Source organism: Ruegeria sp. HKCCD7251 (genome assembly GCF_013031165.1).
In the GTDB taxonomy this organism is placed as follows: domain Bacteria; phylum Pseudomonadota; class Alphaproteobacteria; order Rhodobacterales; family Rhodobacteraceae; genus Ruegeria.
Window position 1 is genome coordinate 1,077,892 of sequence record NZ_WPZC01000001.1, and the last position, 21,244, is coordinate 1,099,135.

The window sequence follows — 21,244 nt, forward strand, 5'->3', positions numbered from 1 at the left end:
TTACTGAATCCAGCCTTTTTCTTTGTAGTACTTCTCGGCACCCGGATGCAGAGGTGCCGACAGGCCGTCTGCAATCATTTCCTCGGGTTTGAGGTTGGCAAATGCCGGGTGCAGCTTTTTGAAGTCGTCGAAATTTTCGAAGACCGAGCTGACAACCGCGTAAACCGCGTCATCTGACACGTCGGCCGAGGTCACAAAGGTTGCACCCACACCGAAGGTGGTGGTGTCGCCATCCGACCCACGGTACATGCCGCCAGGAATGGTCGCGGTGCGGTAGTACGAGTTGCCGTCAATCAGACCGTCGATCGCGTCGCCGGTCACGTTGACCAGAACGGAATCACAGGCTGTGGTCGCTTCCTGGATCGAACCCGACGGGTGACCAACGGTGTAGATCATTGCGTCGATCTGGTTGTCGCACAGAGCAGCCGACTGTTCAGCCGCTTTCAGCTCGGACGCCAGTTCGAAATCGTCAAGGCTCCAGCCCATCGCTTCGAGAACGACGTCCATGGTGCCGCGCTGACCGGAACCGGGGTTGCCGATATTCACGCGCTTGCCCTTGAGGTCTTCAAAGCTGGCGATGCCGGAGTCAGCACGGGCCACAACGGTGAACGGCTCGGGGTGGACCGAGAACACCGCGCGCAGGCTTTCGAAGGGACCAGCCTCTTCGAATTTCGAGGTGCCGTTGTAAGCGTGGAACTGCCAGTCGGACTGGGCAACACCAAACTCCAGCTCGCCTTCGCGGATGGTGTTGATGTTGTAGACCGAACCACCGGTAGATTCTACCGAGCAACGCACGCCGTGCTCTTTGCGGCCTTTGTTGACCAGACGGCAGATCGCACCGCCTGTCGGATAGTACACACCGGTTACACCGCCGGTACCAATTGTGATGAATTCCTCGGCGTAAGCGGCCGGAGCCATAAATGCAGCGGTTACGACCGCGCCAAGGCTAAGCTTGCTGCTGTTTTTCATTTTTGAGAACTCCCAAACTCTTATTATGGATGAGAGACTTTTCAGCGGTCCCTCATCTGGGACCTTGCCGGTACGACAAGCCACCCCGTCTTGCAACAGGGTCAAGCATCTGAATTTTCAAAATCTCCCAACTTATTTGACGTTTCATTCAGACACTCCGCTTGTCAACCCCCGCGCCCCCCTCAACCGCCCCGAGCAGCAAATGTGAGAGAATTTCCAGAACTTTCCCCCCCCCGAGATCAGGGGAATTCACCAGAACTGGTCGGATTGCCTTTGTTCGAAGGTGCTCACATTGAATGACGACACAGCGTGTAAAGCACGCCGGTCCTTTCGGTCATGCGCGCAAATGGAATAAGCTAGAAGAAATGGCGCAGAAAGGCCTCGGATCGTGGACAGGAAATCCCCCAGCCCGCTTTTGATAATTGCTCTGACCCTCAGCGCGGCCATCGCTGCATGGGGCATTGCCGATCCGCATGGACTGGGTCGCCTTGCGACTGCGGCTGTCGAGACACAATTCAGCAGCCGTGGCTGGTTTATCATGCTCGAAGTCAGCGGCCTTCTGTTTGTTGCAATCTATCTGGCCTTTTCGCGCTTTGGCGAAATACGTCTGGGGACCGATACGTCCGAGCCCGAATTTTCAACGCCGGTCTGGATCGCGATGCTGTTTGCAGCCGGGATGGGCGTGGGTCTGCTGTTTTACGGAACGGCCGAACCCCTGACGCATTTTGAGCTTTTGCAAAACTATAGCGACGATGCCGAAGCCGCCAGCCACGCCATGTTCGTGACCTACTTGAACTGGGGTTTCCACGCCTGGGCGATATACGGGATCGTAGCGTTGGTCATTGCCTATTTCGCCTACCGTAAAGGCCGCGCACTGCTGCTAAGCGCACCACTGCTCGCCGCATTGGGAGAGGCTCACTGGGTCAAGGCGTTGGGCTGGGTATTCGATCTGCTTTCAATCGTCGCAATCGCGGTTGGTCTGGCGGGATCTATGGCGATGGGCGTCTTTCAAATTCAAACCGGGGTGGCCGGTCTGATTGGTATTGAGCAGCCCGATAGCCTGACCCTTCCAATATTTGTAGCCCTATGCATCGCCTTCATCATTCCCCTGCGCAGAGACCTCGGCGACGGCATGGCGCTTTTGTCGAATGCCGCGATGCTGATAGCCGTAGGGCTGATGATCTACCTTTTGATCTTCGGCCCGACTTCGTATGTGATGGACGACATCGTATCGGGGTTTGGGCGCTACCTGTTCGGCGTTCTGCCCGCTGGTTTTTCAACGGCCGGATTCTTTGACCAAAAAATCGTCAACTGGTTCCATAGCTGGACGCTGAATTACATGATCTGGTGGCTCGCTTGGTCACCATTTGTGGGTATTTTCATCGCCCGCATCTCGCGCGGGCGAACGATACGAGAGTTTTTGATCGGCGTTATTGTCACCCCCACCCTGTTTTCCATCCTTTGGTTCGGAATCTTCGGGGGGCTAGGATTCTTTGACACTCTCAGACAGGACGGAACGCTGGCCGCGGTAAATGCCGAAAACCTTGACGCGACCACATTTGCATTGCTTGAAAAGTTTCCGCTGGACGGTTTGACCCGCACGGCGACAGTTCTGGCAGCGTTCCTGTTCGTCGTTACAAGCGTAGTCAGCGCAGGCTTTACCCTTGCTATGATTGGCGCCGGAGGGGATGAGAACCCTTCGCCCCGCATTCGTACAATTTGGGGCGGGATTCTGGGGGCCCTAGGACTGGCAATGATTTTGGTCGGGGATATCGGCCTAGTGCGCTCGATCATCGCGCTATCCGCCATTGCTTTTGTGTTTATTGTTCCGGTTCTGGTCGTTTGCTTGTTCAAGTCTCTCACCAAGGAGGAAAACGCATGACTGGTGGACTGATTGATACAGTGCTGAACCTAAGTGTGTTCGCCTATGTAGGCTTTCTGATTTGGCTCAGCCAGCGCCCGGATCCGTGATCCACGGTTGCACACATTAGAAGGCGACGCTGAACACCACGCACAAAACAGCCGCCACGCCGAACCCCATAGCAAAGCGACTGAACAGCTTTGACCCCGTGATTTCCTTCCACGCCAATTGAAAAGGTTTCAAATATAGCTCGACGATCGACCCAAACGGGTTGGGTTCGGCGCGTGAAATGCCAAATTCCAGCTTTTCGTATCCTTTTGGAACGTAAAGCGTGCCAAACAACCAATCCCAAATCGCGAAGATAAAGCCAAAGTTTTTGTCAAAGTGCTTTTCGTCAATCGAGTGATGGGTTTGGTGCTGCGCCGGGCTGATGAAGATGTAAGACAGCCAGCGCGGATAGCTGAGCCAGATATGCGAATGCCTCAGATTGTACCCCAATAGGTAAAATCCAAAGAGCACAACATTCAGCCCTCCGATCGTAAGCTGCGCGGGTTCGGACATCGTCAGATAGGCATAGAACGCAAAAGCGACCTCGGTCAGAACCACCATGAACGTACCCGTAATGAACAGGTCGACCGGGTGTTGACGATAGACAGTTACGATGTTCAGCACTTCGGCAGAGTGATGAACAGAATGGAAATGCCACAACGGTGCAAACTTATGCTGCACGTAATGGGTTAGGAAAATGGCAAAATCAATCGCAAGGACCGCCACCAGAGTATATGCCAGTGACGTGAATACGGACAACGTGAACAGGGCCTCCTGACGCGGTCCGAGCACTGACTCAAAGACGTTACCGAATGCGTTGAACACGATATGCCCCGAGATCATAAAGTGGGCAATGATCCCAGAATAGATGAAAGTGTTTACGATAAAGAAATAATAATCCTGCTTTGAAGACGGATGAAACCAGACCTTTCGATCAAAAACATACCCAAACAGACCTTTTTCAATCTCGTCGGGACGGTGCTCACTCTCTCTTCTCTCGAAGAAAAAAAACACCGCCGCCGAGATGATAAACGCTGAAACTACATAGAGATAGAACAGGCTTGTCGATGGCAACAAAGGTGCCATGAAGTTCTGAATAACTCCGTCTTTGAACAGATCAACAAACACTGCTGGATGTACCTTTTACTTCTTTTCCCAAACAGTGAGCGGAACGAGGCCGCAAGTCAACGTGCGCCTCAACCAGTCTATTTGGAAACAGTGGGTCCAGCACTGAACGGAATGGCAGCAAGCACCGCAGATCGCGCACGCGCGACTTTTCATTAGACCTAAGACCGCTTCCAGATTAGCACTTGAAGACTTAGTTTATTTTCGGAGCTTTGTCGGATGAGTTACTGGTTAGCTTTGTTGCTTGCGATTTGCGGAAATATTGGCGCGAACTTTGCTTTCAAGAAATTTACGGTTGAAACCGAGATATCCCGCTCGTGGTCTTCCATGCTGTCTGCCGCACTGCACCCGATGCTGTGGGTTGGACTGACGTTGGGTGTCATGCTTTTACTCAGTTATCTATATGCTTTGCGCGGGCTTCCTTTGCGCACCGCGTACACGCTTGCGACAAGCCTCTCTATCGTCGGAATCTCAAGCGTCGGGATGATATTTTTTGGCGAGGCCATAGGTTTGAAAGCGGTACTTGGAATTGCCTTTGTTATTGTTGGAGTCGGGCTTCTGACAACCGGGTGACCTGTCCAGCAGTTTCAATTTCTATTGTTTTTTAAAAGCAGACCGTATCCAAGTTCACCGAACTCAATCTTCTCGCCTTTGGCAATCGCTTGCTTGGGCATTTTTGAGTAAACTTCCGTCAGATTACTGGCTTGCTTTAGAGCCAAGACAGAGGGTGCAATGACATCTGGGTAGATCATGACCTGATGACCACTATCCATGGTACCCTCCAGCCGACTAAGAATGACGTCGGTCTGTGTGTCCTTGGCGAAAATCGTATCGGCGGCGCCTACATAATTTAGATATTTAAACAACGGCCAGTCGGCCCCAATGATAACCAAGTCCTTCTCGCCAAGGCGGGTAATGGCGGGTTCGGCCAGTATGCGATTGTAGTCCCGCGTTGCATTGGCAAACACTCCAACGCCTGCAAACCAGTTATGAACTCCAAAGACCGCGACAATTAAAACAAGTACCGACACATGCCCAGAGCGTTGCAGAGGTCCGGAAATACGACTTCCCAACAATAAAAATACAGGCACAAGCGTTGGCAACCACGCTTCGAAACCTTCGGGGTGCAATCCCAGCACCATAAGCGCCTGCACGGTCAAAAGCGAAATCGCACTTAGTTCAGGGCTGGTCAGCGGGCGTCTTTCACGCGCCTTAAGAACGCGAACGACTGCAAGCAGCAACAAAACCAATGCTGCCGGAATCGTAAGAAGGAATAGGCGGTAACCCCAATAGGCCGGGTCAGTGGCGACCAACTCGTGCATGAAATGGTCCGCAAACTTGCTTTCGATGACATCCCGTGTTGGTGGGAACGCAAACATCCAATTCGCCGACAACAGGTTTTGAAAGAACGCCACCGCCGAAGCGGAAAGGCTGACCATGTCGGGCAGCACAACAACTTTGCCGTCCGTATCTAAAATTGTGTGCAACGGATCGCTGGATCCCCCGGTGCGTGCCAAGCTTAGGAACCCCGCCGCCAAGAACAGACCGTAGATTGCACAGTATTGAATAAGGTCTTTCATGACCCGCCGGGACAGGAAGAATACCGGGATTGCTATGCCTGCGACGATGCCCAACGGCTGATAGAAAAACGAAGCAACTGCACCCGCTATCGCAGTGATCCAGATCCGTTTTGACCGCGCAGAGGGCACCATCCCCGCCGAAGAGAAGGCCAAGGTAAGCAGAACTATCGTGAACAACATCGCTGAGGGATAAACCTCAAGCTCGGTTGCGTATCGCCATGTGCCGTAACTGACCCCGAATGTAGCGGCAGTAAGCCAAGACGCAGGTGAAGGCACAGCGAATTGTCGCGATAACAACCGTTCAAGCAAGATGACTGAAAGCGAAGCAAATATCGCGTTGGCGATACTCAGGATCAAAAACGGATCGGGCTCGGCCTGAAAAATTGAAACTATCCGGTAAAGCAACTGCATCGAAGACAGCCACAACAACAGCCGGACCGGCGCCTCGAAAAGGTCATGTTGCGAGATAATCTCGGCGAAATAGTACGAGTCGATTGCTGTCGTATGATACTCAGGCGCAGTCACCAGATAGGAAACAGTGAGAATGCAGAACACGCTGACTCTCAGCAGCGCCTGAAAGGATTGGGTTTGCCGTGCCGCAATCATCGGGTGGCGCTCGTTTCTTGGGCCAAATCGACGGCATCCGTGTCTTCGACGGCGAAATCCGGTCTTCGCAAAGGCAGCTCGGTGCTATTCAGAGTCTTCGCGTGCCCAGCCATCGTCGTGACGTCATACTCGTCGTTCAGTTTGGACAAGAAGCGCTTCATGCGGGCAAGCTTTTCAGTAGAGGGTTGGTTCATACCGGGGAAAAATGCCAACTGCTGCACGTCATCCCCCCCCATGAAGTCCAGCGGATGCAGTAACATCGAAGGGGCTACACCGGCCACATCACAAGCTCGTAAAGCGGATGCATAATAGGCCGAAGCCAGCCCCTCGGACGCGCCTGCGATCCAGTGCAAATAACTGTAATGGAACGGTATTCGAGCAAACGGCATAGTCGAAACTGGGATTTCGACTATCCGCTCTCGGTTCAGGTCCCATGCATAGGGTTTTAAAGGTCGAAAGCCATCCTTTATCCCGCCGAACAGGACTTTTCGCCTTTCCTTTTGATCTGATGACAAGCGCGACTTGGCAAAATAATAAGCCCGCGCCAGAGGGCCGACGATCGTGGGAAAGGTCGAGCAGTCATAGTCATACCCACGTTGTTTCAGTACGTCCAAAACGGTTTCTGACAAACTGTAACCCGGACCCCGGAACCCCTTGGGCGTAACGCCTGTGGCAGAGTGGATCGCCTCTTCCGCGCGTTCGATTTCCTTACCGATCTCCTCGGGGGAATAAAGGTGCAACCAAGGTTCATGGTTGAATGAGTGATTGGCGATCTCGTGACCTGCATCGGCGATGGATTTTAGGATCGGTTTGTTTTCCTTGATCACCGCATCCTGCCCGACAATGAAAACCGTCATGCTTATGGAAAGCTCGTCAACCATGTCCAGAAACCGCGGCACGACAACGTCTAAATATCCGGGAAAATCCTGCCATCCCGGATCGCCATGCGTTTTCATGTAGGACCACAGGTTATCAAGATCGAGCGACAGGCTTGCGAGCTTCTTTGTCATGCTGCTGGCCTCGCCTCGGCTTTGGTGCGACCCAGTTCGAGTTTCGCCATGGCCTCGTCCAAAACGCCCAGTGTCGCATCGACGTTCAACGTCCCGTCAATGATCTGGGCCGAGTTCACAAAGTAAAGGCCAGGCACCGAAGTCACCGATTGCGGAGCGTTCTCACGATACCCAATGGTTGGCACGGCCATCACCTCGCGTACTCTTGATACTTTTATGTCCAGAACATCGGTGCTTGCGACGTCCGGATGCACCTTTCGCAGCGCGTCAATAAATTGCAGCGCGATCCCTTCATCGCTTTGGGCCCAATACGGATCATCCTGCGCGACGTAACGCGGTAAATAGACCAGGGTTTTGCCGTCAAACGCATCAGTGCCCGTCAAAGCAGACATTTCAACGATGCCCGTGAACGGCAGCGCCTCGTCTGTCAGGTAGGTCAGATAATAACCGGCCAGCGGTCGATCCAGTACAACAGACGCGCAGATTATGCCCTGGTAAACCACCCCATCCAGACGGTTTTTCTCCTCGGCATCCAGCCCCTCGCACACTGCCAGATTTGCTTTTGTCGGAAGTGTCGAGACAACATTTTGGAATACCTGCCTGCCGGATGGGGTTTCGACGCAAACACCTGCGGCGGAACCAAAAACCCGGCTTACGGGGGTGTTGGTTTGCACCTCGATCCCTCTTGCGGTCAACGTATCGCGAAGGGCGTTCAGGATACGGGCATAGCCACCATTCTTTACAAAACCAAGCTGTTCAACTTTTTGAACACCCTGCCGCGCAAGGTACAAACGGCGTATGCTTGACCAAATGAACGCCGCCGATGCCCGCGATGCATTATCACCCAACTTTGCCCTGAGTAGCGGCCGCCAGAGCCGTTCAAACCCAGCCTGTCCACACCAGCGGGTTAACCACTCCTGAACGCTGATCTGCTCAAGCGGAGCCCCATCCCTGATCCGTCCAGCCGCCATCAACAGGTAGGCAACCCGCATCTTGGTCACCAAACCAATTGATCTGAGGCGCAGATAGTCGAGTGCCCCGTTCAGCGGCATCAGCCGTCCGTCGCTGAAAAAACCTGTTCGCGTTGACCTCCATTCAACGTCGTCCCCCAACCCTATGTCGTCGAGCAGAGCGAGAGTTCGTTTATCAAACGGCAAAATCACGTGATAGAACTTGTCGTAGGTGATACCTCCGACCTGCTGCGCCATTGCAAGACCGCCCAACTCTGGCGCGGCTTCAATCAGGGTCACGCGCTTACCGGCTTTCTGCAACCGAAGCGCCAGTGCCTGACCCAAAATCCCCCCGCCAAGGACCGCCCACGTATCCGCCTGCCCAACAGTCATGACAAGCTTTCCAACTCGGACGAAACGACCCCGTCTTGATAACTGTATTGCCGGTCGCACTTTGGGCAGGTCACCCTTCCCTGCCCTTCAAGGCTTCCACGGACCAAAACGTGGCCGCATTTGCAGACAGCCCCCTTCAGCCGGGCCGGGTTACCAAATACCAGATGGAACGCGCCCACGTCTTTGGTGACAACCGATCCCATTCCTACCATTGCGAACTCAGCAATTGTTATCCCGCCAGAGATTCTGCTGCCCGCTCCGATGGTGACACCGTCCCCAACAAAGGTCGGGAGCGTACTATCCTGCGGACCGGAATCCAAAAGCTGTGTGATGTCGGGGTCAGTGGCACGCGGTGTGATGTCATTGGTAAAAATAGTGCCCGCAGAAATCATCACGCCATTCCCGACCCTGACGGCATTCGGAATGTAGACAAACGAGTTTATCTTTACGAAATCGCCGATTTCGACCCCGTACGCGATATAGCTTTTGCCACCAATAATGCAGTTGCTGCCGATCTTACTGGGACCGCGCAGATGAACGTTGTCCCATACCGATGTGCCGGCGCCGATTTCTACGCCCTTCTCGACGATCGCCGTTGGGTGAATCCTGGGCGTCACGACACCACACTCTTGGGCATGACCCTGTCGATGGTGGCAACGCCGTCAACATCAACCCATCTGCCGCCTTCTGCAATCGATGTGTAACCGGCGGATATCACGTCCACTGACGCCAGAATATCCCGCCCTGTCGCAAGGCTTTTGGTTGGTTCTCCGCGAACTCCGGCTGCAAAATCCAAGACCTGATTGGAGAATGCCTGCACCTTTCCATAACCGGCGCCAAAGGTTTCCCACTGTCCGGTCAAAGGACGCCGTATGCGCGAGGACTTCCAACCGACTTCAATGACGCCTTCGTCGCCGTACAACGCCAAGTAGTCCGAACTGTCCTTGTGGATACTCCAAGACGTTTCGATCTGCGCCAGAGCCCCGTTTGCCGTCCTGAGCGACATGAAGACGTGGTCTTCAACGCTGATATCCTGAAGACTTGGGCCCACCATGGCAGAGGCGGCGACAATACCGCCCGTGAAGAAGCGCACTATATCCACGCAATGCGTGCCATTATCCACCAAGACGCCACCGCCAGATATATCAGGCCGCGCGTTCCACCGGTCGGTCATGTCCACCACGCCCGTAAAGACGTTCTCGATCAGTTTGAGTTCGCCAATCTCTCCCGCAACCACCTTTTCCCGCGCGATCTGAACGTCATCCACATAGCGGAACTTTGACGCCATCGAGATCAGAATGCCTTTCTCACCAGCCGCCGACGCCATTCTGCGCGCACTTACACCGTTAATCGCAAAAGGTTTTTCGCAGAGCACGGGTAAACCCGCCTCAATCAGATCCAAAACCACAGCTTCATGGGTCGCGGGCGGTGTGGATACGATCACCGCGTCACACAGCCCTGACAACGCCAATTCCCGATGCGACGCAAACGTCGCAGCGCCGTGGCCATCGGCCAACGAACTTGCGGCATCAAATACCGTATCTGCAACGGCAGCCAGGCAGACGCCTTCGGCCTGCTCCAGTGCTTCGGCATACGCTTTTGCAATGGCGCCAGCCCCAACAATACCAAATCGTACCATCAGCTTTACTCCGCCACGTCCAGATGCGGCACGTCAGAACACACAGCGGCAATCTGTTGTGCCAAGTAATCGACGTGCTCGTCGGTGTAACGCTCGTTCCACGGCAGAACGAGAACATCGTTCAGGAAAAAATAGGTTCCCTCAAATCGCTCGGGCGCATAGTCAACAGCTTCGGGCCGGGCAAGGTTAAAGGGAAAGCCGCTGTCTCCGAACGTCTGTTGATCACGGATCACAGCGCACTCAAACGCGGGCTTCTGGATGTATCGTGGCGCCGAGTTTATACCAAATCCGCGCAACGCCTCAGCAACACGAACCGGGCCGCCAATTTCGGGCTGAACGATCAGCGGATATTTCCAATAGCTGTGAACAGTTTGGTCATCCGAGTACGGAGCCACCAGCATGGGCAGGCCAGATATCGCGCCAGTCAGCTTTTGGGCCATCGCCTTTCTTTGGTGCACGCTGTCATCAAGCTTGGCGAACTGTGCAAGCGCCACCGCGCCTTGCAGTTCGGTCATCCTCCCGTTCAGCGCGACAAAATAATGGTCCGGCTTTGGATCCCCGTAACCCCACGCCTTGTCGATAAACAACCGTAAGCGCCGGGCAAGACCTTCGTCGTTGGACGTTACAATTCCACCTTCGCCGGTCGTGATGTGTTTACCTTGCTGAAGGCTAAAGCACCCGATGTCGCCAAATGTCCCGACATGACGACCGTCTATGGTTGCGCCATACGCTTGCGCGCAGTCTTCAATCACTGGAATTCCATGCTGACGGGCAACAGCGCAAATCGCCGGCATGTCTGCGGGATACCCGAAAAGATGCGTGACGATGATGGCTTTCGTGCGGTCACTAATCGCGCGCTCAATCGTTTCCGCCGTCAGGTTTCCCGTGATCGGATCGACATCCGCAAAAACAGGTATGGCGGTCTGGTACAAGATCGGGGTTATGGCACCCATATCGGTGATCGCCGAGGTGATGATCTCGTCGCCGGGACTTGGGTCAATTGCGGAAACCGCGGCATGGATCGCCCCTGTACCCGAACTGCAGGCATACCCGAACACAGCCCCGATGGATTGGGCGAATTTGGACTGAAACTCTTTTACGAAATGACCTTTGGTCGACGTAAGCGTACCAGAGCGAATTGCGGTCGTCAGAGCGGCGATTTCTTCTTCACCCAACTGGCGACCGCTAGCATCCTGATCTGAAGGGAAATCGGGAACAGATGTACTCGTCATTAATCTCTTTCTCCACGAACTTGAGGGCCCGCAGAAACTTCCTGCGGGGGGATACGGTTAAAAAAAATCTTTCCGACTGCGATACTGGACATCAAGGACAGGTGATCGCGAACCACCCGCATCAGCTTCAGCTTGGACTGCCCGTATTTGCGTGTTGTCAAAACGGCCGGAACCTCGTCAATGCGCCACCCACGGCGGTCCAGCAAAGCAAGAACCTCGGCCACACCGGAAAACCCGTCATGCCGGCGGGGTAAAGATACAACCGAGCTTTTCCGATACAGGCGAAAGCACGACGTGTACGTAGCCAGATTGTTCCGAAGCAACTGCCGATAACCCCAAGACGCGCCCTTGGACAAAAACAGACGCCATTCTGGTACACCTTCCACTTGTCCCTGCGGATGGTACGGCGATGCCGTCACGATCGACGTGTCTTCTTTCAGCAAGGGCAGCATCTTGGAAATAAGCGCCGGATCGTAAGAACAATCGCTGTCGATGACCGCGACCGCCTCGTCTGTCGATGCCGCTATCCCGGTTGCCGTCGCCGCCATGATACCAAGATTTTCCTTATGACGCAGGCAGGTAACGTTCGGCGAACGCCCGAACAGGTCGTGCATGACATCCCACGTGTTGTCAGTGCTTCCGTCATCGACCAGAACGATCGACAGAACCACTTGCGAACCAAGGTTCGTCTGCAATTTGGCAAGCTTCTCTGCCAAATAATGCAGCCCCTCTTCCTCGTTGAAACACGGTGCGACCACGGTCAAGGACTGGTGATCAAGGAAGGTATCCGCCCCACTTTGTGCGCGCTGATTGTCCGCCGGAGTGGGATCGGACATGCCCGTCATTGCACCGTCCCCGCAGTAGCCAATTCAACGGCACGCGCCACCGTCTGCCTTTTTTGCAGGATGTCCAATATCCTGGCTGCGCTGTTTCCCCGGCCAAATGGGTTTTCAACTTCTCCGACCTTTGTGGCCCAACTTTTGGGGCAATCAAGCTCCAGAAGTTCTTCCTGCAGGCGTTGCGCCGATTGACCGACAAGCCGCGCGATCCCGCAGCTCACGGCTTCCGAACGTTCTGTTTCGTCGCGCAAAATCAGCAGCGGCTTCCCAAGGCTTGGTGCCTCTTCCTGAATGCCTCCTGAATCTGACAGAATAACCCACGAGGCCGCCAGCACGTGCAGGAAATCCGGATAGGCCAAAGGCTCAACCAAGTGAATCTGATCGGACCCGGATAACTCGGCGCGCGCTACATTCTTGACCTGCGGGTTGGGGTGGACCGGGAACACAAGGCTGATGTCTGGCCGTTCTTCGACATAGCGGCGCAAGACCTTAAGGCGATCGCACATAACGGACCCAAAGCTCTCTCTTCTATGCGTCGTCAACACAATAATTCGACGCCCCTTAAGGCTGGATATCAACGACGCAACAGGCTTGGAGGGACGCCTTTGCCCCATTACATGCCTGATCGAGTCCACCACCGTATTGCCAGTCAGGAAAATCCCCTGCGCCGGTACCTTCTCGGCCAGCAACGCGTTTTTATTGCTTAGGGTTGGTGCGAAATGAAAGCTGGCTATGCGGGAAATCAGCCTTCTGTTCGCCTCTTCGGGGAACGGAGAATCAATACTCGCAGTCCGCAGTCCAGCCTCGACATGACCAACAGGTATCTGGCGCTGCCACGCAGCCAAAGCACTGCCAAACGCGCTTGAGGTGTCACCCTGAACAAGAACCACATCTGGCTTCTCTTCCTCCAGAACGCGATCAATCCGTCCAACAACCCGAGAAATCACGTCATTCAATGACTGCGCGTGCTTCATGACTTCAAGGTCGTAATCAACGGGGATTGCCCATTCTTTAGCCAGAGACCGCACAAGGTCAGTGTGCTGGGACGTCATCACTGTAATCAGCTCAACATCTTCACGCTCACCCGCTTCGCGAATAATCGGCAGCATCTTGATTAATTCCGGGCGCGTTCCAAAAACCAACATGACTTTCAACGCCGCACGACGTGATTGTCTGCCCGAACGCCGACCCAAAGGTGCTTTTCCAAACACCTTTTGTTCAGACCTATTTTCCGAATGAGGGTTCCCCATAACGCTTAAACAGCGCCGAAAACTGCGCCCATTCGAGCGCACAAATAACCAAATTCACACAAGCCAAACACCCCACTATTCATCATTACCCCGGGCGTAAAATTCCGCCCAAGTCACAATACTTTTCGTACTGCTCTGCTATGAATAGTCGCGAGATTTTTACTCGCAAAAATTGCCTGCCCCCACATTCAAAGTCCGTTATGGGATGCAGAATTGTCAACCGATTCGTTTAAAACGGCCTGAATTCGCCCCCGAGCATCCAGTCTTTTTAACAATTTAGGGCAAGGCGAAAGGGAAACTGAACGACAAAAAAAGTGTCCACGAAAGAGAAACAATTATGGCTATTTTGGAAATATTGACGCCCAATTTATCCCGTCAACCATCACAAAGATCTGACTTTCAATCAGCCGTCAACGCGCCCGAATTAAGTGCGACTTGATGTCAATTTAATTGGTGATCATTCATTCCATACGCCTTTAATTTTGACGATCGCGCACAGATTTGCGACATGTTGAAGACCGATTTGAACAATTGCGGCGGGATTTGCCGAGTGAAACATGCACGTGAATTAAAAACAGGCCAAAGCTCAATTTGCCCGGCCTGTGAAAATAGAACCGAATTTGCATTCGCCAAATACGGACACTCGATTATGCAATGCCCGGCCTGCGGAAACCGCTCGGTTGCAGGCTTGTTTGATCAGGACCACGTTGCATCAGTTTATGACGATAGCTATTTTTTTGGTGGTGGCGCTGGGTATTCCGATTACCTGAGCGAGGCTCAGTTGTTGCGAGACCAAGGCCGACGGTACGGAGAACTCCTGTCCCGCCATTCAAAAAATGGGCGGCTTCTTGAGGTTGGTAGTGCCGCAGGCTTTCTTCAAGCCGGGATGGAGGATGCAGGCTGGGCGACGACAGGCCTGGACCCCAACCAGACGATGGTTTCGCACGCTCGGGACACGCTGGGTCTGAACGCGCTGCAGGGAAGCCTTGAAGACTGCAAAGGACTGGAACCTTTCGATGCCGTCAGTTTGATACAGGTTATCGGCCACTTTCACGACCTGCCCAAGGCCATGAAATCGGTCGCGGATTTGACGCGGCCAGGCGGTATTTGCGTGATCGAATACTGGCGCCTGGACAGTTGGATGGCCCGGCTGATGGGCAAGCGCTGGCACGAGTATTCACCCCCAAGCGTCCTGCATTGGTTTACGCGATCCGGGCTTGATACGTTGATGCGGCGTCATTCTTTTTCGGTGATGGATAACGGCAATCCAAAGAAATACATATCCGCTGGGCACGCTGCGTCGTTGTTGGAACACCTTCTTGGCAGCAAGATACCTGTTAAGCCCCTTCGAATGCTGCACCCTGACGCGAAAATCCGCTATCCGTCATTTGATCTTGAATGGAGGCTGTATCGCCGCCGGTAACGTGCAGGTACCGCGACTCTTACCGCGTAGCTCCTACTTCTATAAAAGAGCCGTTTGGCGCCAGCAAAGCACCTCAGAAGGCTGCATCTACCGTAATATTAGGTGATTAGAACTGCTGGACATGAAGTAGTTGGTGCGGTCGAGAGGAAGTGGGGATCGGCCCAAAAAGTAAACAAAGACGGTGCCTTAGAGGTCATTCACAATTAGCCGAAATGCCTCTCGTGGTGCCGGTGTTCAGAGGCGGCAAGTATTCATTGAGTTTTGGCAGATTTTCACATGCTTAGCTCGGTTGAAGCCCCCATGTAACGATCAGAGAGTTTCAGACAGAAAAGGAGTGACAATTATGACCATTAAGCATTGGCTGGTACTGGCGTCCTTCTTTGTACTGTTCGGAATTACATATGTGTTGGGCGGTCCGTTTATTGCCGTCTTGGTTTTTTGGGGTGTCGTCCTTGCGAGCATGTTGCCTCTAGGAAAGAGTGCAGACCGCCAACCGGCTGTGGAACTTCAAAACAACAGCTCCCAGCGAGCTGACGCGCATCCAAAAATGTAAACGTCTGTACTGTCGGGCATCGGCATCTTCCGGTGCCCACTTTCTATTTTTGGCGTTATCTGAACTTGACTGAATTCCCGAATGTTCTACCAATGTTCACATGCGAAGCTGGCCGCGAAACATCCCTTTCGATCTAAAATGTAAGCTGGAAAGCCTGCGCGAGCACCGCAGCGCTCTGTCCCTGCAAGATGACTGGGGTGCAGTGTTTGAATGGCTTAACAAGCATGGGGTGGAGCCGCCCGACCACCCGCTACCGACCGAACCAGAACAAAGCGGTCCGGTCGGTCATTTTTAGCTCAGTTGGTTTGATTTTCCTCAGCTTCAGCTTTGTGAAAAACCATAAGCGTTACAAACAGTCCGCCGATTAACAGCATGTGACCGACTGCAGAAACTCCAAACACAAAATAGCTGCCAACCATCAGTGAAAAGATTGCGCTCCACATCCATGCTAGCAGTTGCATCAGCATGTGAGCAGTTGGCAAAGAGTACTTTTTCAACGGGTTTTTGGTTTCATCCATCACCGAAGCCCAGGATGATTTTATGTCGAAACTTTTGGTCATGACTTATCTCCCTTCTAATAGGGGTACGGGTCGAAATGCTCTCCGGACCAAAAAACAAATTCTCTTACGGTTGCGTCGGAGGGCTCAGACCAAAAAATACCCCGCACTGAGGCGGGGCAAGTCAGACCACGTCGGGTTTCAGGGGGAAGCTGAACCCGTATTATGTACGCATGGTGTCGAAAGCCGGATCAAAAAACTGCACCCCGCACGGAGGCGAGGTGCAGTCACTCACGAGACGATTCCGATGGGACTGCGGAATCATATAGAATACGGCGAATGTGAGAGTTTGGATCAAGTTGCCGTACGTGTTTGGGTCTTAGTTAACGCTTAAGTACCCCCAATGATTGGGTTGTGTTCCAAGCTTTGCATGCGCCTGTGGGTTTGTCAGAGCACCAAGGCAGCGAGTGCAAGTTTGTCGGGACGTCGCCGCTAAGTGGTGCCCCCATCTGCGTTGCGCTACCTGCGCTTGATGCTACGTCAAAGGCATAGGTTCCCGTGACTTCGCCGCCTGGTTCGGCAAGTGTTTGCACATTGCCCTTCACCCGCGTGATACGTAAGTCTGGTGTCTGACGATCAGTGATCACCATGTAACCCGCCTTGCTCACGTAGCCGGACATGCTGGTATATAGAGGGGCTTCGACAGAGCGAGTACAGGAGTTTTTCCGGATGTTATACTGTTCCAACGCTGCGAAATTGTCAGATTCTGGAGCGGCCCCGAGGCAATTTAAGTAGTCGCTCATCGAGCCCACGTTGGCTTGTGGCTCAGGCTGTGAACTGGACGCAACGCCGTACGCGATTACGCCACCTACAATCGCAGAAGCTATCATGGCACCATATTGTGGTTTCTGTGTCTGGGTAACCATTTACTAACTCCTTTCTTTTAGTCTGCCGTCACAATTGCAAGCGCCGATGGTTTGCCCTTAGCACTAGTTCTAGTTTCACTAATTTTGGTCCAAAAGCCGTCGTTCGCTTCGTCAGCAATACCAACCGCCACCGTCACGAGATTTTTAGGATTGACATTATCTTCCTCGACCCAAGCCTTTGCACTCGCTGGGATCGCCAGCGCAGCCGCTAATGCGAATGGTATTATCCTAAACATAACTCGCACCTTCTCATTATCTGACCGTCAAATAGGCTCGCTCAATTGATCCGGCGTGCGAGTTGATGCCAGTTTTCCAGATAGTTGGCGGCTTTGTGGCGCAAATCCTTAAACCCGTGCCACCAGCTGGATAGAGGGGGCACATTTGGCAGCACGGGCCGTTCCGCGAGTGATGTGAAAGGAAGCTGGCCCAACAGCGGTATGCTCTGGGCGCATTGCAGGGATCACGTAAAGGCAGAGGGTATGTTACCCGTGTAGGCTTCGAAAGCCTCAGGGTGCTGTCGATACCTAGCCTTGGTTGAATTCTTGATCCCATCCGCTTCACCTAGCCAGCGGTGTGCGGTGTCGCGGACAGTGTTTCTATCAAACGACCTAGCAACCTTACCCAACTCAGCAGCCGTATCTGGAAGATTGCCGTCAGACAATTCGGATACAATCTGAGTGAGAACCTCTTTCCGTTTGACCAATGCTTCACCTAGGTCTTGGGTTCCTAGTCCCCTGACAATCTCCTTTTTACCGACGATTCTTTGATATTCAGCCGGAACCGCAACTCTTAGTGCGTATCCCTTGCCTCGTTTAAACAGCCCTTTGGGTGCCCGTACATCCATAGAAATATGGCTCCTTTACCGTTACATCCGGCGAGGAAACCCTCTGATTTTCAAGGATGTGGTGCCCAAGGAGAGACTCGAACTCTCACGCCCGTGAAGGCGGGGGATTTTGAATCCCCTGCGTCTACCATTCCGCCACTTGGGCCACGGTCACTGAATTATCGCCCAAGAACCGGAACGTCCAGAGGCAAAAAACACTCCAACGCCAGATTGTTTTCCTCCGGTAGGTTGACGACACATCTGGCCCGTGATTTTGCTTGAACATCAAACCAACAGGATTTTAGCACCTAATGTTGCGATCGCTTTATGACTGGACCATTCGTCTGGCCGAACATCCGCACGCGCTGTGGGCGCTGGCCGTGGTTGCCTTTATCGAAAGCTCGTTTTTTCCGATTCCCCCCGACGTACTGATGATTCCAATGATCATCGCCCGACCGTCGCGCGCGTGGTTGATCGCGACCGTTGCCTTGGTTGCTTCGGTATTGGGCGGATTGCTGGGTTATGCCATTGGTGCGTTTTTCTATGAAAGCATTGGACAGCCCATTCTGGAATCCATGGGCAAGGCGCACGCCATGGAGGAATTCAACACGCGATTCAACGATTTCGGATTCTGGGCCGTTCTCGGCGCGGGAGTGACTCCGTTTCCCTACAAGGTCATTACGATCATGTCCGGGTGGACCGGTATGCCCTTGGGCACCTTCGTCGCGACGTCTATTCTGGCGCGTGCTTTGCGCTTTTACGTTGTGGCAGGGCTGCTATGGGGATTCGGGGAACCCATTCGCGCCTTTATCGAAAAGCGCCTTGGCCTCATGTTCACGCTGTTTATCATCCTGCTGTTTGGCGGGTTTATTGCGGTGAAGTACCTATGACGCGTCGAAACCTTTATGTCCTGATCGCCGCCGGAGGCTCCGCTGCGCTTTTACTTGGGGCCTGGGGTTTTCAGTATTTGGGTGGACTGCTGCCCTGCAAGATGTGCATCTGGCAGCGATACCCGCATGGGGCGGCCGTTTTGATTGGTGTATTGGCGCTAGCCCTGCCCCGTAACACGTTGCTTCCGGTATTGGGTGCTCTTGCAGCGATGACAACCGCCGCCATTGGCGTTTTTCACGCAGGCGTAGAGCAGAAATGGTGGGAAGGCCCGTCAAGCTGCACTTCAGGAGACATTGGAGGCCTGTCCACACAAGAACTGATGGACCAGATCATGTCTGCCCCATTGGTACGCTGTGACGACATCCCGTGGGAGTTTCTGGGTTTATCCATGGCCGGCTGGAATGCGGCTATCTCGGCTGTGCTGGTTATGATCTGGCTCGCAGCGCGACGCGCCAGCGATTAAAACTCATCCAATTCTGCATCCCAGTACAGAAAATCAATCCAGCTATCGTGCAGGTGGTTTGGCGGGAATTTCCGACCGATATTCCGAAGCGCCTCGGCGTCCGGTTGACGTGGGGGCTTGCGCAACGCCATCCCGGCCTGACGCAACGATTTTGACCCCTTCTTCAAGTTGCAGGGGCTGCACGCTGCCACAACGTTTTGCCAGCTTGTCACGCCACCTGCCGCGCGAGGGACGACGTGGTCAAACGTCAGGTCTCCGCGTGCGCCGCAGTATTGGCAACGGAACTCATCCCTCAGAAATAAATTAAAGCGCGTGAAGGCCACGCGCTTTCTGGGTTTTACATAATCTTTGAGGACAACGACCGAGGGTATTCGTATCTCGGTACTCGGGCTTCGCACGACTTCGTCATATTCTGCGACGATGTCCACCCGGTCAAGCCAGGCCGCCTTGATCGCCTCCTGCCAGGGCCACAATGACAGTGGGTAATAGGACAAGGGGCGGTAATCGGCGTTCAAAACCAATGCCGGATGATGCTTTAGCGCACCGGGTTCCCTGACAAATTCGGTTCTGAAGTCTCCATCCATATCAGAATCGCTCCTCGCTCTGCTCTGCCCGTTTTGACATCAGAGCGGGGAACACCCGCCCCGGCCTTAACTCAACTATATATCGTGTTAAAACTCTGACAAGCCCTGAGTTTCCACAATATCTCGGGCATGGGGTAAGCTGCCTAAGTAACAGGCACGTGACAGTTATCCACAGGTTGCGTTGCCTGTGTCGCTCGGGCTATGGCGTGACTTATGTCCTGGTTCATCCGCTTCAACAAACCTTTCGACGTGTTGCCGCAATTCACCGATCGCGCCAATGCAGATTCGCCTCGCAGCACCTTGTCTGACTTCATTGATTTACCCGGCGTTTATCCCGCCGGACGATTGGATCGCGATAGCGAAGGGTTGATGCTGCTGACCGACAATGGCCGGTTGCAGGCGCAGATATCTGACCCGCAGCACAAGATGCTAAAAACCTATTGGGTTCAGGTTGAAGGTCTGCCCGATGCTTCCGCGCTGAAGGCGCTGAGGAACGGGGTCGAACTGAAGGACGGTTTGACCCGCCCCGCAAAGGCACGCCTGATGGATGAACCCGACCGGCTGTGGCCGCGCACACCTCCGATACGGGTTCGTCAGACAGTGCCTGATTGCTGGATCGAATTGACCCTGCGCGAGGGTAAGAACCGGCAGGTCCGCCGGATGACGGCCGCGGTTGGCCACCCAACCCTGCGCCTAATCCGGGCCCGCATCGGAGACTGGACACTTGACGGGCTGGAACCGGGCCAATGGGACAGCCTGCCTGCACCTGCAATCGATGTCGCGCCTCAGCGCAAACGGGACCGCCGCCCGCGCCGGTGACAAAAACCGCGTTTTGTGATAGACTTACGCCATGAAAGTCACACCAGACATACCAAGAGCACAAGGTGTTCTGGAGGCCGCACTTTACGTCGATGATCTGGATTCAGCAGAACGGTTCTATGGTGAAATATTGGGGCTGGAGAAAATTCAACGTGTCACCGACCGCCATGTTTTCTACCGCCTCGGTGCAACGGTTTTGCTGATCTTCAATGCGGATGAAACTGAAAAGGCCCCAACGAACCTGGACCTTCCTGTTCCGCCCCACGGGGCACGCGGGCCCGGGCATGTCTGCCTGTCCATGCCACGCGCGCAGATACAAGTGATGCGCAAACATCTGCTGGACTGGAATGTACCCATTGAGGCCGAGTTCGACTGGCCGAATGGCGCGCGCTCACTCTATATCCGTGACCCGGCTGGAAACTCGGTGGAATTCGCCGAACCTCACCTTTGGGGCTAGACTTAGCGAAGGGGTTGCTTTTCGCCCCCGACGATGCGGCAGATATCGCTAGACGTCACCCCTGCTTCGCCCAATGCCGCCCGAAACGCGGCCATATGCGGAGCGGCAAAGTGCGCCTCGAGTGCAGCTTGGCTTTCCCATTCCTCATACACGCGGAACCGGTTGGTGTGGCCTAGGACCTGACTGAACTCATAGGTGATGCAGCCTGCTTCCTTGACCGTTTCCGCCACCATTTCCAAAGCCGCTTTCTCAGCCTTTTCAACACCTTCCGGCGCAACTTCAACCGTTCCTGTGACAACCAGCATT

The 21,244-nt window shown here is 54.0% G+C and carries 23 protein-coding genes and 1 tRNA gene; 8 read left to right on the top strand and 16 right to left on the bottom strand.

Annotated elements, in window-relative coordinates; translation table 11 throughout:
• Positions 1 to 969, bottom strand: a complete 969-nt coding sequence (locus GOX75_RS05285; RefSeq protein WP_171121507.1) for a TAXI family TRAP transporter solute-binding subunit — start codon at positions 967 to 969, stop codon at positions 1 to 3.
• Between the two features lie 388 nt (positions 970 to 1,357).
• Between GOX75_RS05285 and GOX75_RS05290 the strand changes: the two genes are divergently transcribed.
• Positions 1,358 to 2,851, top strand: coding sequence for a BCCT family transporter (locus GOX75_RS05290; protein WP_171121508.1), 1,494 nt, complete (start codon positions 1,358 to 1,360; stop codon positions 2,849 to 2,851).
• A 105-nt stretch (positions 2,852 to 2,956) separates the two neighbouring features.
• Here the strand turns inward: GOX75_RS05290 and GOX75_RS05295 are convergent, their stop codons facing one another.
• Positions 2,957 to 4,006 carry a sterol desaturase family protein gene (locus GOX75_RS05295; protein ID WP_171121509.1) on the bottom strand — a complete coding sequence of 350 codons (1,050 nt, stop codon included), beginning with the start codon at positions 4,004 to 4,006 and terminating at the stop codon, positions 2,957 to 2,959.
• Between the two features lie 216 nt (positions 4,007 to 4,222).
• Between GOX75_RS05295 and GOX75_RS05300 the strand changes: the two genes are divergently transcribed.
• Positions 4,223 to 4,576, top strand: a complete 354-nt coding sequence (locus GOX75_RS05300; protein WP_171124934.1) for a multidrug efflux SMR transporter — start codon at positions 4,223 to 4,225, stop codon at positions 4,574 to 4,576.
• Between the two features lie 14 nt (positions 4,577 to 4,590).
• Here GOX75_RS05300 and GOX75_RS05305 read toward each other — a convergent pair whose 3' ends face one another.
• Genes GOX75_RS05305 through wecB form a run of 8 tightly spaced genes read right to left on the bottom strand, consistent with a single transcriptional unit; the run spans position 4,591 to position 13,502 of the window.
• Positions 4,591 to 6,189 carry a DUF2723 domain-containing protein gene (locus GOX75_RS05305; RefSeq protein ID WP_171121511.1) on the bottom strand — a complete coding sequence of 533 codons (1,599 nt, stop codon included), beginning with the start codon at positions 6,187 to 6,189 and terminating at the stop codon, positions 4,591 to 4,593.
• The gene (locus GOX75_RS05310; RefSeq protein WP_171121512.1) at positions 6,186 to 7,199 is read right to left on the bottom strand and encodes a polysaccharide deacetylase family protein; all 1,014 of its coding nucleotides are present in this window, start codon (positions 7,197 to 7,199) and stop codon (positions 6,186 to 6,188) included. Before GOX75_RS05310 ends, GOX75_RS05305 begins: the two co-directional genes overlap by 4 nt.
• On the bottom strand, positions 7,196 to 8,542 hold the full coding sequence (locus GOX75_RS05315) for an FAD-dependent oxidoreductase (RefSeq protein WP_171121513.1): 1,347 nt from the start codon (positions 8,540 to 8,542) through the stop codon (positions 7,196 to 7,198). The genes GOX75_RS05310 and GOX75_RS05315 overlap by 4 nt, the downstream gene beginning before the upstream one ends.
• Positions 8,539 to 9,159 carry an acyltransferase gene (locus GOX75_RS20555; protein ID WP_171121514.1) on the bottom strand — a complete coding sequence of 207 codons (621 nt, stop codon included), beginning with the start codon at positions 9,157 to 9,159 and terminating at the stop codon, positions 8,539 to 8,541. Before GOX75_RS20555 ends, GOX75_RS05315 begins: the two co-directional genes overlap by 4 nt.
• Complete coding sequence (locus GOX75_RS05325) at positions 9,156 to 10,181, bottom strand: Gfo/Idh/MocA family protein (protein WP_171121515.1); 1,026 nt, start codon at positions 10,179 to 10,181, stop codon at positions 9,156 to 9,158. The genes GOX75_RS20555 and GOX75_RS05325 overlap by 4 nt, the downstream gene beginning before the upstream one ends.
• A 5-nt stretch (positions 10,182 to 10,186) precedes the next feature.
• On the bottom strand, positions 10,187 to 11,413 hold the full coding sequence (locus GOX75_RS05330; protein WP_171121516.1) for a DegT/DnrJ/EryC1/StrS aminotransferase family protein: 1,227 nt from the start codon (positions 11,411 to 11,413) through the stop codon (positions 10,187 to 10,189).
• Positions 11,413 to 12,258, bottom strand: coding sequence for a glycosyltransferase family 2 protein (locus GOX75_RS05335; RefSeq protein ID WP_171121517.1), 846 nt, complete (start codon positions 12,256 to 12,258; stop codon positions 11,413 to 11,415). The genes GOX75_RS05330 and GOX75_RS05335 overlap by 1 nt, the downstream gene beginning before the upstream one ends.
• Entirely contained in the window at positions 12,255 to 13,502 is a 1,248-nt protein-coding gene (gene wecB / locus GOX75_RS05340) for a non-hydrolyzing UDP-N-acetylglucosamine 2-epimerase (protein WP_371808158.1), read from the bottom strand. Before wecB ends, GOX75_RS05335 begins: the two co-directional genes overlap by 4 nt.
• A 550-nt stretch (positions 13,503 to 14,052) precedes the next feature.
• On the opposite strand from wecB, the gene GOX75_RS05345 reads away from it, so the two are divergent.
• Both GOX75_RS05345 and GOX75_RS05350 read left to right on the top strand, forming a co-directional pair.
• Positions 14,053 to 14,925: a class I SAM-dependent methyltransferase gene (locus tag GOX75_RS05345; RefSeq protein WP_171121519.1), complete on the top strand. Its 873-nt coding sequence runs from the start codon at positions 14,053 to 14,055 to the stop codon at positions 14,923 to 14,925.
• Between the two features lie 343 nt (positions 14,926 to 15,268).
• On the top strand, positions 15,269 to 15,478 hold the full coding sequence (locus tag GOX75_RS05350) for a hypothetical protein (protein WP_171121520.1): 210 nt from the start codon (positions 15,269 to 15,271) through the stop codon (positions 15,476 to 15,478).
• A 296-nt stretch (positions 15,479 to 15,774) separates the two neighbouring features.
• Here GOX75_RS05350 and GOX75_RS05355 read toward each other — a convergent pair whose 3' ends face one another.
• The 4 genes from GOX75_RS05355 to GOX75_RS05365 all read right to left on the bottom strand — a co-directional run bounded on the left by GOX75_RS05355 (position 15,775) and on the right by GOX75_RS05365 (position 17,890).
• A complete protein-coding gene (locus GOX75_RS05355) occupies positions 15,775 to 16,038 on the bottom strand; it encodes a hypothetical protein (protein WP_170696008.1) in 264 nt (87 codons plus the stop codon).
• A gap of 880 nt (positions 16,039 to 16,918) precedes the next feature.
• Entirely contained in the window at positions 16,919 to 17,137 is a 219-nt protein-coding gene (locus GOX75_RS05360; protein ID WP_171121521.1) for a hypothetical protein, read from the bottom strand.
• Positions 17,138 to 17,361: 224 nt separating this feature from the next.
• Positions 17,362 to 17,745 carry a DUF6538 domain-containing protein gene (locus GOX75_RS20560; RefSeq protein WP_371808159.1) on the bottom strand — a complete coding sequence of 128 codons (384 nt, stop codon included), beginning with the start codon at positions 17,743 to 17,745 and terminating at the stop codon, positions 17,362 to 17,364.
• Between the two features lie 59 nt (positions 17,746 to 17,804).
• Positions 17,805 to 17,890, bottom strand: a tRNA-Leu gene (locus GOX75_RS05365).
• A 145-nt stretch (positions 17,891 to 18,035) separates the two neighbouring features.
• On the opposite strand from GOX75_RS05365, the gene GOX75_RS05370 reads away from it, so the two are divergent.
• Both GOX75_RS05370 and GOX75_RS05375 read left to right on the top strand, forming a co-directional pair.
• Positions 18,036 to 18,614 (top strand): YqaA family protein, encoded by a 579-nt coding sequence (locus GOX75_RS05370; protein ID WP_171121522.1) that lies wholly within the window; start codon positions 18,036 to 18,038, stop codon positions 18,612 to 18,614.
• Positions 18,611 to 19,078 carry a disulfide bond formation protein B gene (locus tag GOX75_RS05375; RefSeq protein ID WP_171121523.1) on the top strand — a complete coding sequence of 156 codons (468 nt, stop codon included), beginning with the start codon at positions 18,611 to 18,613 and terminating at the stop codon, positions 19,076 to 19,078. Before GOX75_RS05370 ends, GOX75_RS05375 begins: the two co-directional genes overlap by 4 nt.
• Here the strand turns inward: GOX75_RS05375 and GOX75_RS05380 are convergent.
• Complete coding sequence (locus GOX75_RS05380) at positions 19,075 to 19,662, bottom strand: HNH endonuclease (protein ID WP_171121524.1); 588 nt, start codon at positions 19,660 to 19,662, stop codon at positions 19,075 to 19,077. The genes GOX75_RS05375 and GOX75_RS05380 overlap by 4 nt on opposite strands.
• A 213-nt stretch (positions 19,663 to 19,875) precedes the next feature.
• On the opposite strand from GOX75_RS05380, the gene GOX75_RS05385 reads away from it, so the two are divergent.
• The gene (locus GOX75_RS05385) at positions 19,876 to 20,481 is read left to right on the top strand and encodes a pseudouridine synthase (RefSeq protein ID WP_171121525.1); all 606 of its coding nucleotides are present in this window, start codon (positions 19,876 to 19,878) and stop codon (positions 20,479 to 20,481) included.
• 31 nt (positions 20,482 to 20,512) lie between these two features.
• Positions 20,513 to 20,938, top strand: coding sequence for a VOC family protein (locus GOX75_RS05390; RefSeq protein WP_171121526.1), 426 nt, complete (start codon positions 20,513 to 20,515; stop codon positions 20,936 to 20,938).
• 2 nt (positions 20,939 to 20,940) lie between these two features.
• On the opposite strand, the gene GOX75_RS05395 is transcribed toward GOX75_RS05390, so the two are convergent.
• Positions 20,941 to 21,243 (bottom strand): putative quinol monooxygenase, encoded by a 303-nt coding sequence (locus GOX75_RS05395; protein WP_171121527.1) that lies wholly within the window; start codon positions 21,241 to 21,243, stop codon positions 20,941 to 20,943.
• Between the last annotated feature and the right edge of the window lies 1 nt (position 21,244).